Source organism: Streptomyces sp. NPDC107471 (genome assembly GCF_055582845.1).
In genome coordinates, this window is sequence record NZ_JBVJPC010000003.1 from 820,441 (window position 1) to 835,642 (window position 15,202).

The following is a 15,202-nucleotide window of genomic DNA, read 5'->3' on the forward strand; positions in this document are numbered from 1 at the left end:
CAGGAGTTCCTCACTTGATCCCGGTGAAGCTGATGGTGGACACGATGCGGCGGGCGAAGAACCCGAACAGCACCAGCATCGGCAGGGCGGCGATGAGCGTCGCCGCCATGAGGCCCGACCAGTCGACGCCGGTCTGCGGGGTCTGGGCGCGGAAGATGGCCAGCGCGACCGGCAGCACCCGTGAACTGTCGCTGTAGGACACCATCAGCGGCCAGAAGTAGTCGTTCCAGGACGTGATGTACGTCAGCACGGCCAGGGTCAGGACCGGCGCGGAGGCCATCGGCAGCAGCACCCGGAAGAAGATCCGCACCTTGCCGGCGCCGTCCAGCAGGGCCGCCTCCTCGACCTCGCGGGGCACGTTCATGAAGAACTGCCGCAGGAAGAAGACCGCGAACGGCGTCATGAACATCGTCGGCAGGGCGATGCCCAACAGGTTGTCGATCAGGCCGAGTTCCTTGATGAGCACGAAGTTGGGCAGCAGGGTGAAGATGGTCGGCACCATCAGGCCGGCGAGGAACAGCGCGAACATCCTGTCGCGGCCCCGCCAGCGCAGCCGGGCGAAGGCGTACGCGGCCATCGCGGAGAAGAAGATCTGGCAGACGGTGACCAGGGTCGAGACGATCACCGAGTTGAGCAGGTAGCGCCAGAACCTCAGCCCGCCGCCCGCGCCGCCCTGCGCGATGGCGTCCTTGGTGGACTCGAGGCCAAGGGCGCGGGCGAACCCGGTGCCGGTCGGGTCCACGGGCAACGGGTCGGACGCGTGGGCGGCGAGCCCCGAGTTGGTGGACAGCGCGGTGCGCAGGATCCAGTAGAACGGCAGCAGGGTCACGAGCACGATCGCGCCCATCGCCGTCCACGCGAGGACCCGGCCGGGGGAGAGGGCCCGGCGCCGGGTGGGCCGTATCCGTATCCGTGTCGTGGTCGTGGTGGTGGTCACGGCAGCCATGTCGACTCCTTCCGGGTCAGCCGAGATCGGTCTGGCCGGCCCGGGTGAGCCGGTACTGCAGGACGGTGATCGCGCTCAGCACGACCAGCAGGGCGACGGACATCGCGGACGCGTAGCCGAACTGGAAGCGGCCGAAGGCCGATTGGTAGATGTAGAACTGGAGCACGTTGGTCGCGTTCGCCGGGCCGCCCCCGGTCGTCACGGCGACCGTGTCGAACACCTGGAAGGAACCGATCACCGTCATGATCAGGACGACCGCCAGGACCGGCCTGAGCAGCGGCATGGTGATCCGCCAGAACATCCGCCACTCGCTCGCGCCGTCCACCTTCGCCGCCTCGTACATGTCGTTGGGGATGGCCATGAGCCCCGCGAACAGCAGCAGCGCGGTGTAGCCGACGTGCCGCCACACGTTGATGAGGGCGATCGTCGGGACCGCCCAGCTCTCGTCGGCGAGGAAGGGGATCCGGTCGAAGCCGAGCCCGGCGATGATCTCGTTGCCGATGCCGAGCTGGTTGTCGAGGATCCACAGCCAGACCAGGCCCGCGACGACGTTCGACATCAGGTACGGCGTGAGCACGATCCCGCGCAGGACCGGGGACTGGGTCAGGCGTTGCAGGAGCACGGCGATGGCGAGGGCGGACACCGTCTGGACACCGATGTTGATGACCACGTACTCCACGGTGACCTTCAGCGAGTCCCAGAAGATGGGGTCGTGGATCATCCGGGTGTAGTTGGCGAACCCGACCCACTCCGCCGGGGTCAGCAGGTTGAAGCGGGTGAAGCTCAGGTAGATGCCCCGCAGTGTCGGCCAGAGCAGGAACACCACGAAGCCCATCAGGGCCGGGGCGACGAACACCGCGGCCAGGCGCCCGTCGCCGCCACCGGACCTGCCGGCGGCCCGGTCCTCGCGCGGTTCCGTGCGGGCCCCCTCGGTGCCGCCGAGCGGCAGCCGCGACGGGGGGCTGGTGGAGGCGATGGTCATCGGGAGACTCCCTCGTCTGCGGTGGCTCGTCCTCGACCACTTACTTTTGTCGCGAAAGAATCAGTGCGTCAAGAGCCCGGCAGACATCTTCTCCGAGACCCCTCTACGCCGTAATCTGGTTCGTGTTGCTTTTATGGCGAAAGAAATCATGTGGGAGTCTGACCTTCATGACCGCAGTTGCCGCAAGCTGGCTACCCCTGAGCGCCGGCGAGCGCTCGGTGGCGATCGAGGTGCTCGTGCACGGCCCGCTGTCGCGCACCGAGCTCGCCCGCCGCCTCGACCTCTCCGCGGGCAGCCTCACCCGGCTGACCAAGCCGCTCATCGAGTCGGGTCTGCTGATCGAGGTCCCCGAGGCGGGCACCCCCGCCGAGGTGCGCCAGGGTCGCCCCTCGCAACCCCTCGACGTGGTCGTCGAGTCGCGCTCCTTCATCGGTTTCAAGATCACCGAGGACATGGTCTACGGCGTCGTCACCACCCTCAGGAGCGAGATCGTCGCCCGCCACGACCGGCCCCTGGCCAGCCACGACCCGGCCGAAGTCGCCGACCTGCTGGCGGAGATGACGAGCGAGCTGGCCCGCGCGTACCCGCGGCTCGCCGGCATCGGCATCGGGGTCGGCGGCTTCGTCCAGGAGCGGGCCGTGGTCGGCGAGTCCCCGTTCCTGCACTGGCGGGACGTCCCCCTCGGTGAACTCGTCGAGGAGCGCACGGGGTTGCCGGTGGTCGTCGAGAACGACGTGGCCGCTCTGGTCGAGGCCGAGACCTGGTTCGGCGCGGGACGCGGCCTCGACCGCTTCGTCGTCCTCACCATCGGCGCCGGCATCGGCTACGGCCTGGTCATCGGCGGCCGGCGGATCCCGTACGCCGAGGAGGACCGGGGCTTCGGGCGGCACTGGATCATCGACCCGAACGGGCCGCTCACGCCCGACGGCAACCGCGGCAGCGCCGTCTCCCTGCTCACCATCCCCAACATCCGCTACCAGGTGCAGGCCGCCACCGGTCGCGACCACACCTACGAGGAGATCCTCGCCCTCGCCGCGGCAGGTGACCCGATGCCCGCCCGCGTGGTCGAGGAGGCCGGGCGCGCCCTCGGCGTCCTCGTCGCCCAGATCGCCAACTTCGCCATGCCGCAGAAGATCATGCTGGCCGGTGAGGGCGTCGGTCTGATGGACGTGGCCGGAAGGACCGTCGAGGACGCCATCCGCTCGCACCGGCACCCCCTCGCCACCCCGATCGACCTGGAGACCAGGGTGTCCGACTTTCACGACTGGGCCCGGGGCGCCGCCGTACTGGCGATCCAGGTGCTGGTCCTGGGTGTCGCCGAGGTGTGAACCGGGCCACAGTGCTTGACAGTTGGACGTGATCAGCAACACGGTCCGGTATGTCCGTTTCTGGTGTGATTACTCACGGCGCCTTCACTTCCGGAGCCGTATGCTTCACACCATGTCCACCACTGTTGAACCCGTGACCGATCGATCGGCCGACGAGGTCAACGAGGAGATCCGGGCCCTGTGGCGCCGGGCGGGCGGGACACTGAGCGGCGAGCAGCGCGAGGAGTACCAGCGCCTCGTCCTGGAGTGGGCCGCCGCCGCTCCGCAGCCGGTCCGGGCGGCCTGACCCGCGGCGACCGCCGCGGGGCATCACCGTTCCGTCCCTGGGCACCCCTGACGGAATGGGCCCTCTCCTCGCACTGGCCTCAGCGGTCTGCTACGGCATCGTTGACTTCACCGGCGGCCTCCTGTCCCGCCGCTGCCACTTCGCCGCCGTCACCTTCCTCGGCCAGGTAGGCGGCCTGCTGCTCGCGACCGCCGCCGCGCTCGTGCTGCCCGCCGACACCGTACGGCCCGTCGACCTCCTGTGGGGCGCGCTCTCCGGCGTCGGGAGCGGCGCCGCCATGCACTTCCTCAACCGCGGCCTCAGCCATGGCGCGATGAGCGTGGTCGTACCCGTCAGCGCCGTCACCGGAGTCGGCCTCTCCGTGGTGTGCGGGGTGCTGCTCGGCGACCGGCCCACCGCGGTGGCCTGGCTGGGGATCGCCCTCTCCGTGCCCGCCCTCTGGATGGTCTGCGGCGGCGGTACCGACGACGGCGGCGGAGGCGTCCCCGACGGGCTGCTGGCCAGTGCGGGCGTCGCGCTCCAGTACATCGCCCTCGCCCAGGCCGGCGCCTCCAGCGGACTGTGGCCGGTCGCCGCGGGCCGGGCGGCCGCCGTACTCGTCCTGCTGCCGATGGCGGCACGTCACCCCCGGCGGCTGCGCCTGCCGCCCGTGCGCGCCGTCCAGGCGGTGCTCGTCGGAGCGGGCGCCGCCCTCGGGCTGATCCTCTACCTGCTCGCCGCCCAGCGGCAGTTGCTGGCCGTCGCCGTCGTCCTGGCCTCCCTCTACCCGGCCCTTCCGGTGATCCTCGGACTCGCCCTGCTGCACGAGCGGCTGAGCCGGAGACAGATGGCGGGCCTGCTGGGAGCCGGGCTGGCGACGGTCCTGCTCAGTCTGGGGTGAGGGGGCCCGGCGCTCAGCCCCAGGTCGCGGAGTAGTAGCGCTGGTAGGCCTTGCGGTCCTGTTCGGAGCGGATGTACCGCGTCGCCACCAGCGCGATCAGGCTTCCCCCGACGACCAGCAGACCGGGCCCGACGTTGCGGGTGTCCGTGAGCCGGCTCAGCAGGGGAGTGCCCTGCGCCTCCTGCACCGCGGCCGAGGAACCGGGAGAGGCGGCGCCGGGTGCGGCCGAGCCCTGCGCGGAGCCGGCCGACGGGGTGGCGGAAGTCCCTGCGGCGGCGGCCGGGTTGGACACGATCAACTGCATGCCGAGCTGCTTCAGCGCCTTCGTCACCGGCTGGAAGAACGTCGTGCCGCCCTGGGTGCAGTCACCGCTGCCGCCCGAGGTGATGCCGAGCGCGATCCCCTCGGAGAACATGGGGCCGCCGCTGTCCCCGGGCTCCGCGCACACGTTGGTCTCGATGAGCCCGGTGACCGTGCCCTCCGGGTAGTTCACCGTGGAGTTGACCCCGGTCACCTGGCCGTCGCGCAGCCCGCTGGTGCTGCCGCTGCGGAACACCCGCTGCCCGATGGCCGGATCGCCCGCGCCGGTGATCTGCACACCCTCGCCGTTGCCGATGAACACGACGCCGGCGCCGTCGCCCGCCTTCCCGTCGGCGTACTGCACCAGCGAGAAGTCGTTGCCCGGGAAGCTCTGCGCGACCGTCCTGCCGAGCTGGTTGGTGCCCCCGGTGTCCGCGAACCAGACCGACCCGTTGGGGCCGCAGTGCCCGGCCGTGAGGATGAAGTCGCTCTGCCCGTCGGTCACGTTGAAGCCCGCCGAGCAGCGCCCGCCGGTCGACAGGATGGGCTGCGCCCCGTTCAGGCGGGGGGTGAAGGTGCCGTCGGTGCGCTCCATGCGGACGAAGCCGCCGATGCCGTGGGCGACCTTCGTCATCGCGGCCCAGTCGGAGGCCGAGACGGTGCTGTCGCCCTGCACGACCACCTCGTTGGTCCGGTAGTCCATGGACCAGGCGGTCCCGGCGACCCGGGGCGCGGAACGCAGCGTCCTGGCCGCCGACTTGAGCTCGTCCATGGTGTGCTCGACGACCTTCGCCCGGGCGCCCGCCGCGCGCACCTCGGCGGCCGCCTGCTCGTCGGTGACCGCGACGACCGGCTTGCCGTCGGTCCCGATCCAGGTGCCCGCGGTACGGGAGCTGCCGAGCCGTGACACGAGCTCCGCCCCCGTCTGCCCCGCCTTCACGGCGTAGGTGTGCGGCACGGCGGTGGTCACGGGAGGCTCGCTCGCGACGGCCCGCGTGACCATCACACCTCCCAGGAGGAGTCCGCCGACTGCCGCCAGCCGTGTCACCCGCCGGACGACCCGTCGTCGTGCGTGCCTCATGCATGGCTCCCGAACCCGAACAAGCGGTGTCTGCACCGCGGGGCCCTCCGGTCGTTGAGTGCCCTCCTTGCATACGCGGCCCGGGCCCGGGGCGTTCAGGGCAGCGGGTGTCCGGGTGCCGGGGGATCCTTGCGAGGCACCTCAATCAGCCACGCGTGGAAGCAAGTTGGCCGAAGCGCGGGACGCGGGCCGCCGGGCCCGCCGCGGTGCATCGGCGGAACCGGCGGTGGTCACGGAACCCGCCGTTCAGGAGGCCCCGTCGAGTTTCGCCGCCACGGCGTCGAGGACCCAGTCCAGACCGGTCGTGAAGGACGTCTCGGCGTCCACGTGCGTGCCGTCGTACACGGCCTTGGCCAGCGCCGGGAAGCGGCCCGTGGCCAGCATTCTCGTCACATGCGGGCCGGAGGCGCGCTGCCAGTCGCGCTTGGACAGGCCCGTGGCGCGTTCGGCCCGCAGGTTCGCCACCTCACGCCTGATCGCGCCGATCACATAGGCGCTGACGGTCTCCGCGGCGCGCATGACGGTGTCGACGTCGGCGAGGCCGTCGAGGGCGGCCAGCCTGGCCTCGGTCACGGCGAGGCCGTTCGGGCCCAGGGCCGGCCGGCCGCCCAGCAGATCGGCCAGCCATGGGTGCCGCAGAGCGGCCTGCCTGGTGCGGTGGGCGAGGACGCCCAGTGCCTCCCGCCAGTCGCCGGGACGCTCCTCGGGCAGGATCTCGGCCTGGACCTCGTCCACCATGAGGTCGAACAGCTCCTCCTTGGTGGAGATGTAGCCGTACAGCCGCATCGGGCCGGCGTTCAGCCGGGCGGCGACCTTGCGCAGCGACACCGCCTCCAGACCTCCCTCGTCGGCCAGTTCGACGGCGGCGGCGACGATCCGCTCCCGGTCGAGCGGCACGGGGCGAGCGGGCGGCTCCGGCCGGTCCCACACAGTCATGGTCACACCGTTCTGTTGCGATACACCGTAAAGGAGAAATACAGTGTATCGACATGAGACGTCGTATCGCCGTAGTCGGGGGCGGCCCCGCCGGGCTCACCTTCGCCCGTGTCCTGCACCGCCACGACCACCCCGTCACCGTGCTCGAACGTGATCCCGCCCCCGACGCCCGGCCCGCCGGCGGCACGCTCGACCTGCATGAAGGGCTGGGGCAGCTCGCGCTGGCCAAGGCGGGGCTGCTGGCGGAGTTCGAGGCGCTGTCCCGCCCCGAGGGACAGGCCATGAGGATCCTGGACACGGACGGGACCGTCCTGCGCGACTGGCGGCCCCGCCCGGACGAGCGGGCCAATCCCGAGATCGACCGCGGGCACCTCCGTGACCTGCTGCTGGGCCCGCTCGACGTCCAGTGGGGGCGGGGCGTGACACAGGTGGTGCCGACCCCGGACGGCGCCCGGGTCCGGTTCGAGGACGGGCGGCAGGAGACGTTCGACCTCGTGGTCGGCGCGGACGGCGCCTGGTCCCGGGTCCGCCCCGCCGTCTCGGCCGCGACACCGCGCTACACCGGCGTCACCTCGGTCGAAACCTCCCTGGACGACGTCGACACCCGCCACCCCGAGCTGGCCCGGCTGATCGGCGACGGTTCCCTGGCGGTGTACGGCGTGAACCGCTCCGTCGTCGCCCAGCGCAACAGCGGCGGCCACGTCAAGGTGTACGCCAAGTTCCGCGCACCGCTGGAATGGCACCGCGACCTCGACCCGTCCGACACCGAGGCCGTGCGATCGGGGCTGCTGGCCCTGTTCGACAACTGGGCCGCCCCCGTCCTCGACCTCCTCCGCCACGGCACGGCCTTCTTCCACCGCCCCTTCCACGCCCTGCCCGTGTCCCACACCTGGACTCACGTCCCCGGGGTGACGCTCCTGGGCGACGCCGCCCATCTGATGCCCCCCTTGGGGGCGGGCGCGAACCTCGCGATGCTGGACGGCGCCGAGCTCGCCGAGTCCCTCGCCACCTGCTCGGGCGATCCGGACGACGCCGTGCGCGCCTTCGAGGAGCGGATGTGGGCACGGGCCGGCAGATGGTCGAGGATCACCACAGCCGGGCTGGAACGCCTCGTCAGCCCGGACCCCGCCGAAGCGCTCGCCCAGTTCGACCAGGTCCAGCCGTCCTGACCACCGCGGCCGAGAGCACCGGCACCGGGCATGCAGGAGGGTCCGACCCCGCACCGCACCTCCGCCGGTCGAACACCTCTGCCTAGACTTCCCTCATGGACGACACGCCGCTGGAGCGGCTCGGTGCGGGCAAGTACCTGCTGCTCACCAGCTTCCGCAAGAACGGCACGCCGGTCGCCACCCCCGTGTGGGTGGTCCGTGACGGGGACGCGCTCGGCGTGTGGTCGGTCGCCGACTCCTGGAAGGTCAAGCGGATCCGGGCCCGCGGGGACGTCCTCGTCGGCCCCTGCGACGTACGGGGCAACCCGACCGGCGACCAGGTCCCGGCCACGGCGGAGATCTGCGACCCGGTGACCACCGCCCGCTACCGCAAGCTGCTGGCCAGGAAGTACGGCATCCTCGGCCGGCTCACGCTGCTCGGCAGCAGACTGCGCCGGGGGGCCGACGGAACGGTCGGGATCCGCGTCACCCTGTGACGTGCGGGGCCCGGCCGGTCCGGGCCCCGCACAGGAGCGTCAGTCACCCAGGGACAGCGCGCCTACGGACGGTCGAGCACCGTCCCGGTCAGCACCGGCCGCCCGGGCAGCGGCTCGGCGTTGCGGTCGGTCAGCGCGAGCCGCATCGACTCGGCCGGCTCGGCCACCTGGTCCGCGACGGTCGGCACGGCGAAGTCCACGCCGGTGCTCCCCGGCGGGATGTTCAGCCACACCCACAGGCTCGCGTCGGACAGCGGCCGCTCGGGGTCGGGCACGTCACCGGACCACTCCTGGAGCCACTGCGGGTCCACGTCCTTGGTGGACAGCTCGGTGCCCTCGGTGACCGGAAGCACCCGCACCGGCTGCCAGATGTCCACCGTCACGGGCGCCTCGATGGACAGTCGCCAGGTCAGCGCCTCTCCCTCGGTCACCCGGTCCGTGACCGGCGACAGGGTGATCACCGGCTCGGGGTCGTCGTTCTCGACGGTGACGCCGCCCCGGTGCTTCCCGACGACCGCCCCCCGTACGGCCTTCACGGCGATGTCGTGCTGCACGTCCTCGCCGTACTGCGTGTCGCCCTTCACCTCGACCGGTACGTCGATCGCGTGGCTGCCGGGCCGTACCGTCACCAACCGGTGCTCGGCCCGGCCGCGGTCCGGGTCGAGGACGTACACGCGGACCTGACCGCTGCCGTGCCCGGAGACCCGCACCGGCACGCGGTAGGTGCGGGTGCCCGAGTCGCCCTCCTTGACGACCGTGCGGCCCACGTCGACGCGGGGCAGCGCGGCCGCCCTGACCGCCGGAGTGCCGGGGGCCCAGCCCCAGGCATCCATGAGCCAGGCCCGCCCGGACCGCGAACGGGGCGTCAGCTCCAGGGACTTGACGTGCCGCAGATCGAGCCCGGCCCGGGCGGCCCCGGTCAGCGGGACGCGCAGCTCCTGCGCCCAGTAGGACGCGGTGTACGGGGAGCCCGGCAGCCCGGCCGGCTCGACCCGGCCGAGCGTCGCCCGCCGGCCGGAGGAGTCGGTGACGGACACGTCGAACCTGGTGCCGCTCGTGTTCGGCGGTACGAAGACCCGCAGCGCGAGCTTCTGGGAGCCGCCGAGGGAGAGCGGCCGGGCCGGAGTGACGCGGGCGGCCGTACCCGGCGCGGACCACTTGAGGGCCACGGCGCCGCGGCCGGTCTCCTGGTTCGTCTCCCACTGCGCGAAGTGCGGTGACGACCCGGGGGCCGCCGGGTCCAGGCAGGCCGCGGCCGGGTCGGGGTCGATCGCCGAGCACAGCCGGGCGCCGGTCACCCTGACCCCGTCGTCCGGCAGGAAGCCACCGGTACGGCGACCGCCGACGGCGTGGGTCAACACCCGGGCCGGGTCCGCGGACGGGGCCCGCTTGCCGGAACCGTCCAGCAGCGGACGCACCCGGTCGTCCCCGGCGAGGAAGAGCCGGGCCGCCGCGGCGATGTACGTCGAGCCCGCCCTGTGCTGCTGGGCGGCGGTCAGGCGGGTCGCGGCGCCCGGGGAGCACACCGGGTCCGGCTGCTCCGGGTCGGCCCCGAAGTCGTCCTGGGCCGGTGCCTCGGCCTCGCCCGGGGTCCACTCGCTGTTGAAGTAGTTGTGGTTGGCGCCGACCATGTAGACCGCGCTGTGCAGCGCGGTGCCCCGGCTGACCCCGCGGGTCCCGTCGACGAAGTCCTCGCCCTGGAGGTCCGACACGTCGCCGTCACAGCCCGGCAGCAGGGTCACGGACGGCACGTCGGCGACCGGATTCTGGCCGAAGATCGTCGGTCCGACGAGCACGGTCCCGCGCACCTTCCAGCGCACCGGGCCCCGGTAGCCGTCCTCCGCGGCGGGCGGCGGGTAGAGGCTGTCCATGGCGGCCCGGTTGACGCCCTCGCCGCCCCGCGAGTGGCCGACGAGCAGGACCCGGGACAGGTCCGCCTTCGCGGCCTCGCGTACGACGGCCGGGGCGGAGGAGCGGTGGGCGGTCCAGTCGGCCCAGCGGGCGAGGTGCTGCCGCACCAGTGAGGAGCGCGCCTGGGCGCCGGCGTCCTCGGGTTCCCAGTCCTGGGCGTTGACGCCGTTCGCCGAGATCGACACCGTCACATAGCCCTGGGAGGCCAGGAGTTTCTGGTCGCGCAGATAGCCCTTGTCGCTGGGGATCGGCTTGTAGCCGTCCGCGCAGGGCCAGTCGATGGTCACGTCGTCCTCGCTGCCCGGCCGGTAGCAGGTCCCGTGCCGGCCGTGCAGGAACAGCGCGAGCGGCCGGCTGCCGGTGGCCCCCTTCGGCGCCACCACCTGGGCGCGCATCTCGACGGGGGTGTCGAACCCCGGCAGACGCACGGGAGCGAGGTCGTACTCGCCGCTGACCGTGCGGTACGTGCCCGGCTTCCCGGGATCGACGGCGTTCGCCGGCGCCTGCGCGGGCAGCCGCACCCCTCGTGCGTCGGACTCGCGCGGCTCGTCGGCCACCGCGTCCAACCGGCGTCCCGCAGCGGTCACCTGAAGGTCCGTCAGTCCCGTGGGCGCGGTCTTGTCGAGGGCGAGCCGGAAGGTCCGTCCGTCCTTCGCCGGCCTCGGCACGCCGAGCAGCCGGTCCCCGGTGCGGAACTCGACGCGCGCGTCGCCCATGGGCACGGACCTCGGCGCGCGCCAGACCAGCTCACGCGCCCCGCGCTCCCCGTCGATCCGCCACCCCGACGGAAGTCTGTTGTCGTCCGTCACACTCAACAGGCCTGCTCCGGGCGGCTGTTGAGCCTGTGCCAGTCCGGGCGAGCCCGCCAGGGCCGCCAGTACCGCCACGGCGGTCACACCTATTCGCCGGGCACGGATCAATGGTTCTCTCCTCAAAACCCCGTACGCAGACGTCCCGTCGGTCCCGGGAGTCCCTTGCGCCACCTAGGAGGGAGAGCGGTGCCTGTGGGTTGTCTGTGCGGAGCCGAAGATCGCGGACCGGGGGTGTGAACCGGCCACCGAGACCGACCCGTTCGGCCTTCGGGCTAGGCAATGACGCACCACCTGCTCCCGGGGGAGGGAGGAGAGCCGTCGGCAGTCGCGCCGGACGCACTCTTCGGGCCGGCGGATTCCCGGGCGGGGGCCGGTGGGGGAGGACATCAGTGCCGTGCCGCATCCGACGGCGACCGGACGGGGCGGGGCACCGGCGACGGCGGGGGCGTGGATCCGTGCTTCGAGACGGTCGGGGTGCGTGAGCTGATCCCCGGGGCGTGGTGAGGCCCAGGGGCGGACGGGGTGTCAGCTCCAGGCGCGGTAGGGCTCGTCGACGAGCTGGAAGACCGGCTCGCCGCGCACCGGGTCCTTGGCCGTCGACATCCGCACCCGGTCACCGCTGTGGATCGCGGCGGGCGGGCCCATGACCCGGCCCCGGACGACGAACCCCTCGGCCAGCTCGATCAGCGACACATTGCGGGCGGCGGGGGTGTTGCGGTGGACCACCGTCGAGTGCCGGACCGTGCCCACGCCCTCGCTGCGCTCGGTGCGCAGGTCCCCGCCCTGGCAGACCGGGCACAGCAGCCGGTGGTACATCGCCGTGCCGCACCAGGTGCAGCGCTGGAAGAGGATCGCCTCCGTGGCCGGAGCGGCGGGCTCGAGTACGCCCGTCGCGGAGCCGACTGCCTGACGAGCAATGCTTCCTGAGTGCTGGTACACGCTGTCAACTCCCTGCGCTCGGCCGGATCCCACGTGCTCGGGTAACCGTGCACGGACGTGCGCGGCTCCCCGTGCCGCCGTGCACACCGGTCAGCGTATGGCACTGAGTGTCAGCCGTAAAGGTACTGCGTACCCTCATCTTTCAGTGAGCGCAGAAGCGCCCAGTGCGGGTGGTCCGCTGTCGCCGGGCCGGTGCGGCTCAGTCCCGGTCGAGCGTCGACTCGATCTCCTGGACCACCCGCCACAGCGGGGCGCCGCGGCGGGAGACGATCACCACGACGTCCTCGGGCGGCCCGTCGGCGGGCGGCGCGCCGGGCGCCCCGAAGGCGGCCTGGACATAGCCGAGCGCGTGCTCCACCGCCTGCTCGGCGTCGCCCTTCCCGTCCGAGCGCAGCCAGGAGCGCAGGGCGTTGTTGTGGGCCGCGGCCACGGCGGCGGCGATCACGTCGGCCCGGAGCGTCCCGTCGTGCAGCCCCTTCAGGCGCCCGCGCAGGTACTCCGCGAAGGAGCGCTCGTAGCGCCACACCACGGACAGCTCGTAGGCGCGCAGACCCGGCACCTGCTTGGTGAGGCGGTAGCGCTGCACGGAGAAGGTCGGGTTCTCGGTGTACATGCGCAGCACCAGCCGCACCGCCTCGCAGACCCGCTCCAGCGGGTCGCACCCGGGGTCGCTCGCGGCGAGGAAGGCCGTCATGTCGGCCAGGCACCGCTCGTGGTCGGGGAAGACCACGTCCTCCTTGGACGGGAAGTACCGGAAGAACGAGCGGCGCCCGACTCCGGCGAGCGCGACGATGTCGTCGACGGTGGTCTGCTCGTAACCCCGTTCCAGGAACAACTGGAAGGCCGCCGCGACCAGCGCGTCCCGCATGGCGGGCTTGGTGGAGCTCATGGTCGCGAACGTAGCACCTGAACCGTCGCCATGGCACTGGGTGCAGCCTGATGAGGGAACTGAGTGCTGTCGTCCCCGTTGTCGGGTGACCGCCGCACCGCATACGATCGGCGCCCGCCCGCCGAGGAGTCCCGCATGTCCCGCCGCCCCGCCCTCCTGTACGTCACCGACCTGGCCTACCCGGCCCGCGGGCGCCGCTACTGCGACGAGGACATCCTCCTCACCGCGCGCCTGAGGGAGGACTTCGACCTCGCCCTGTGCCACCCCCGGGACGCCGACGCGCTGGCGGACGGCTTCGACGCCGTCGTCGTCCGCAACAGCGGGCCGGTCCTGGCGTACCAGGAGGCGTACGACGCGTTCCGCGAGCGGGCGCTGCGCGACGGCACGCGCGTGTACAACCCCCTGACCGGCAAGGCCGACATGGCGGGAAAGCAGTACCTGCTCGACCTCACGGCCGCGGGCTGTCCCGTGATCCCGACCGTCGACCGTGCCGAGGACCTGGACCGGCTGCCGGAGACCGACCGCTACGTCGTCAAGCCCCGGCTCGGCGCCGACTCCATAGGCCTGCGGATCGTGTCGGCCGACGAGGTGCGCGACCACATCGACGGGCAGGTCCTGGTCCAGCCGTGCGTCGACTTCGCCTACGAGGTCTCCTTCTACTTCGTCGACCACGACTTTCAGTACGCGCTGTACGCCCCGCACGCAGACCGGCGCTGGGACCTGGAGCCGTACCGGCCCACCCCGGACGACCTGGAGTTCGCCCGGCGCTTCGTCGACTGGAACGGCCTCGGCCACGGCATCCAGCGCGTGGACGCCTGCCGGGCCCCGGGTGGCGAACTCCTGCTGGTCGAGCTGGAGGACCTCAACCCGTATCTCTCCCTGGACGCCCTGGACGACGCGGGCAGGGACTCCTTCGTGGCCGCGATGAAGGCCTCCCTGCACCGGTTCCTCGCCTCCACTCCCCGGTGAGCGGCGGACCCCGGGGAACGCGCGGGAGCTGAACTCCCGGGCCCGCGGCGCCGTATCACTCCCCGGGGGACGGCCCAGACCCGTGTGCGCGGGAGGGAAGGAGACCAGGATGCCGACACCGTCCGACCGAGGGGTGCCGCCGGCCGGGCCGCCCATCGAGCCCGTCCGGGTACTGCGTCCCCGCCGCACCGACGCGCTGGCGGAGCTGATGAAGGACCTGCCGCCCCGGACGTCCGTCGGCCACGAGTCCTTCGCACTGCCCGCCCCACTGTCCGGAACCGAGGACGCCACCGAGGAACTGCCGCCCGTACGCGACGACCACGACCCCACCCCGCACTCCCGTGACGTCCCCCGGGGCCGGGTGCGGGGGCTGCGCCGCACGGTGATCGCGGCGGCCCTGGTGGCGGCCGCGGTGATCGGCTTCGGCTGCGCGCTCCTGCTCGCCGACCGCGGACAGAGCGCGCCCGAGGCCGCCCCCCGGCCGACCGCCTCCGCGCCCGCCGCGCCCGCTCCCACGGTCTCCGGCGCCACCGACCCCGACGGCCCCGGCACCCTCCGCCAGGGGGACAGCGGCCCCCAGGTGAGCGACCTCCAGGAACGCCTGCGACGCATCCCGAACGTCTACGACAACGGCTCCACCGACGGCACCTACGACACGACCCTGACCGCCGCCGTGGCCCGCTTCCAGCTCTGGTACGGCATCCGCGGCGACGAGGACGGGGTGTACGGCGACGACACCCGGCGGGACCTGGAGTCCCGTACCGGCGGCTGATCGACGAGGATGGCGGGCATGGACGCGTTCATCGACCGGCTCGACCCCGACATGTGCGTCGTGACCGCCGCCACGGACGGCGAGCGCGCGGGCTGTCTCGTCGGATTCGCCTCGCAGTGCTCGATGGAGCCCGTGCGGTACGTGGTGTGGCTGTCGAAGGCCAACCGCACCTACCGGGTGGCCCGCACCGCGGACCGCCTCGCGGTCCATCTGCTCACCCGCGAACAGCACGGCCTCGCCGAGCTGTTCGGCGGCGAGACGGGGGACCGGACGGACAAGTTCGCCCGGGTGCGCTGGCGGGAGGGGCCGGGCGGGGCCGTCGTACTGGACGAGGCGGCGGCCTGGTTCACCGGCAGGATCGTGCAGCGCGTCGAGGGCGGTGACCACGTCGGGTTCGTCCTGGAGCCGGAGGCGTGGGGCGCGCGCGGGGACACCGAGGGCGCGGGGCTGCTGCGGCTCTCCGACGCGACGTCCATCTCGCCCGGACATCCGGCGGACTGAGCCTCAGCGGAGCGCCGCGGTTCGC

The 15,202-nt window shown here is 72.5% G+C and carries 15 protein-coding genes; 8 read left to right on the plus strand and 7 right to left on the minus strand.

Annotated features, from left to right (window positions below; all coding sequences use genetic code 11):
- Window positions 1-10: 10 nt before the first annotated feature.
- Entirely contained in the window at window positions 11-946 is a 936-nt protein-coding gene (locus ACZ66S_RS13265) for a carbohydrate ABC transporter permease (protein ID WP_469901598.1), read from the minus strand.
- A 16-nt stretch (window positions 947-962) separates the two neighbouring features.
- Window positions 963-1,928 carry a carbohydrate ABC transporter permease gene (locus ACZ66S_RS13270; RefSeq protein WP_469901599.1) on the minus strand — a complete coding sequence of 322 codons (966 nt, stop codon included), beginning with the start codon at window positions 1,926-1,928 and terminating at the stop codon, window positions 963-965.
- Between the two features lie 167 nt (window positions 1,929-2,095).
- Between ACZ66S_RS13270 and ACZ66S_RS13275 the strand changes: the two genes are divergently transcribed.
- From ACZ66S_RS13275 to ACZ66S_RS13285, 3 genes are all read left to right on the plus strand, one after another.
- Window positions 2,096-3,256 carry an ROK family protein gene (locus ACZ66S_RS13275; RefSeq protein WP_469901600.1) on the plus strand — a complete coding sequence of 387 codons (1,161 nt, stop codon included), beginning with the start codon at window positions 2,096-2,098 and terminating at the stop codon, window positions 3,254-3,256.
- A 100-nt stretch (window positions 3,257-3,356) separates the two neighbouring features.
- On the plus strand, window positions 3,357-3,542 hold the full coding sequence (locus ACZ66S_RS13280) for a hypothetical protein (protein ID WP_007386663.1): 186 nt from the start codon (window positions 3,357-3,359) through the stop codon (window positions 3,540-3,542).
- 55 nt (window positions 3,543-3,597) lie between these two features.
- Window positions 3,598-4,422, plus strand: coding sequence for an EamA family transporter (locus ACZ66S_RS13285; protein WP_469901601.1), 825 nt, complete (start codon window positions 3,598-3,600; stop codon window positions 4,420-4,422).
- A gap of 13 nt (window positions 4,423-4,435) precedes the next feature.
- Here ACZ66S_RS13285 and ACZ66S_RS13290 read toward each other — a convergent pair whose 3' ends face one another.
- Window positions 4,436-5,803 carry a S1 family peptidase gene (locus ACZ66S_RS13290; protein WP_469901602.1) on the minus strand — a complete coding sequence of 456 codons (1,368 nt, stop codon included), beginning with the start codon at window positions 5,801-5,803 and terminating at the stop codon, window positions 4,436-4,438.
- A 246-nt stretch (window positions 5,804-6,049) separates the two neighbouring features.
- Window positions 6,050-6,739 (minus strand): TetR/AcrR family transcriptional regulator C-terminal domain-containing protein, encoded by a 690-nt coding sequence (locus tag ACZ66S_RS13295; RefSeq protein WP_469901603.1) that lies wholly within the window; start codon window positions 6,737-6,739, stop codon window positions 6,050-6,052.
- 53 nt (window positions 6,740-6,792) lie between these two features.
- On the opposite strand from ACZ66S_RS13295, the gene ACZ66S_RS13300 reads away from it, so the two are divergent.
- Complete coding sequence (locus tag ACZ66S_RS13300) at window positions 6,793-7,908, plus strand: FAD-dependent oxidoreductase (protein ID WP_469901604.1); 1,116 nt, start codon at window positions 6,793-6,795, stop codon at window positions 7,906-7,908.
- 95 nt (window positions 7,909-8,003) lie between these two features.
- A complete protein-coding gene (locus tag ACZ66S_RS13305) occupies window positions 8,004-8,384 on the plus strand; it encodes a PPOX class F420-dependent oxidoreductase (RefSeq protein WP_469901605.1) in 381 nt (126 codons plus the stop codon).
- A 62-nt stretch (window positions 8,385-8,446) separates the two neighbouring features.
- On the opposite strand, the gene ACZ66S_RS13310 is transcribed toward ACZ66S_RS13305, so the two are convergent.
- From ACZ66S_RS13310 to ACZ66S_RS13320, 3 genes are all read right to left on the minus strand, one after another.
- The gene (locus ACZ66S_RS13310) at window positions 8,447-11,191 is read right to left on the minus strand and encodes a hypothetical protein (RefSeq protein ID WP_469901743.1); all 2,745 of its coding nucleotides are present in this window, start codon (window positions 11,189-11,191) and stop codon (window positions 8,447-8,449) included.
- Between the two features lie 441 nt (window positions 11,192-11,632).
- Window positions 11,633-12,046: a Zn-ribbon domain-containing OB-fold protein gene (locus ACZ66S_RS13315; protein ID WP_469901606.1), complete on the minus strand. Its 414-nt coding sequence runs from the start codon at window positions 12,044-12,046 to the stop codon at window positions 11,633-11,635.
- Between the two features lie 199 nt (window positions 12,047-12,245).
- A complete protein-coding gene (locus ACZ66S_RS13320; RefSeq protein WP_469901607.1) occupies window positions 12,246-12,935 on the minus strand; it encodes a TetR family transcriptional regulator in 690 nt (229 codons plus the stop codon).
- A gap of 135 nt (window positions 12,936-13,070) precedes the next feature.
- Here ACZ66S_RS13320 and ACZ66S_RS13325 point away from each other — a divergent pair, with 135 nt between their 5' ends.
- The 3 genes from ACZ66S_RS13325 to ACZ66S_RS13335 all read left to right on the plus strand — a co-directional run bounded on the left by ACZ66S_RS13325 (window position 13,071) and on the right by ACZ66S_RS13335 (window position 15,177).
- Window positions 13,071-13,904 (plus strand): ATP-grasp domain-containing protein, encoded by an 834-nt coding sequence (locus ACZ66S_RS13325; protein WP_469901608.1) that lies wholly within the window; start codon window positions 13,071-13,073, stop codon window positions 13,902-13,904.
- 109 nt (window positions 13,905-14,013) lie between these two features.
- A complete protein-coding gene (locus ACZ66S_RS13330) occupies window positions 14,014-14,676 on the plus strand; it encodes a peptidoglycan-binding domain-containing protein (RefSeq protein WP_469901609.1) in 663 nt (220 codons plus the stop codon).
- A gap of 9 nt (window positions 14,677-14,685) precedes the next feature.
- Window positions 14,686-15,177: a flavin reductase family protein gene (locus tag ACZ66S_RS13335; RefSeq protein WP_469901610.1), complete on the plus strand. Its 492-nt coding sequence runs from the start codon at window positions 14,686-14,688 to the stop codon at window positions 15,175-15,177.
- The last annotated feature ends 25 nt before the right edge of the window (window positions 15,178-15,202 follow it).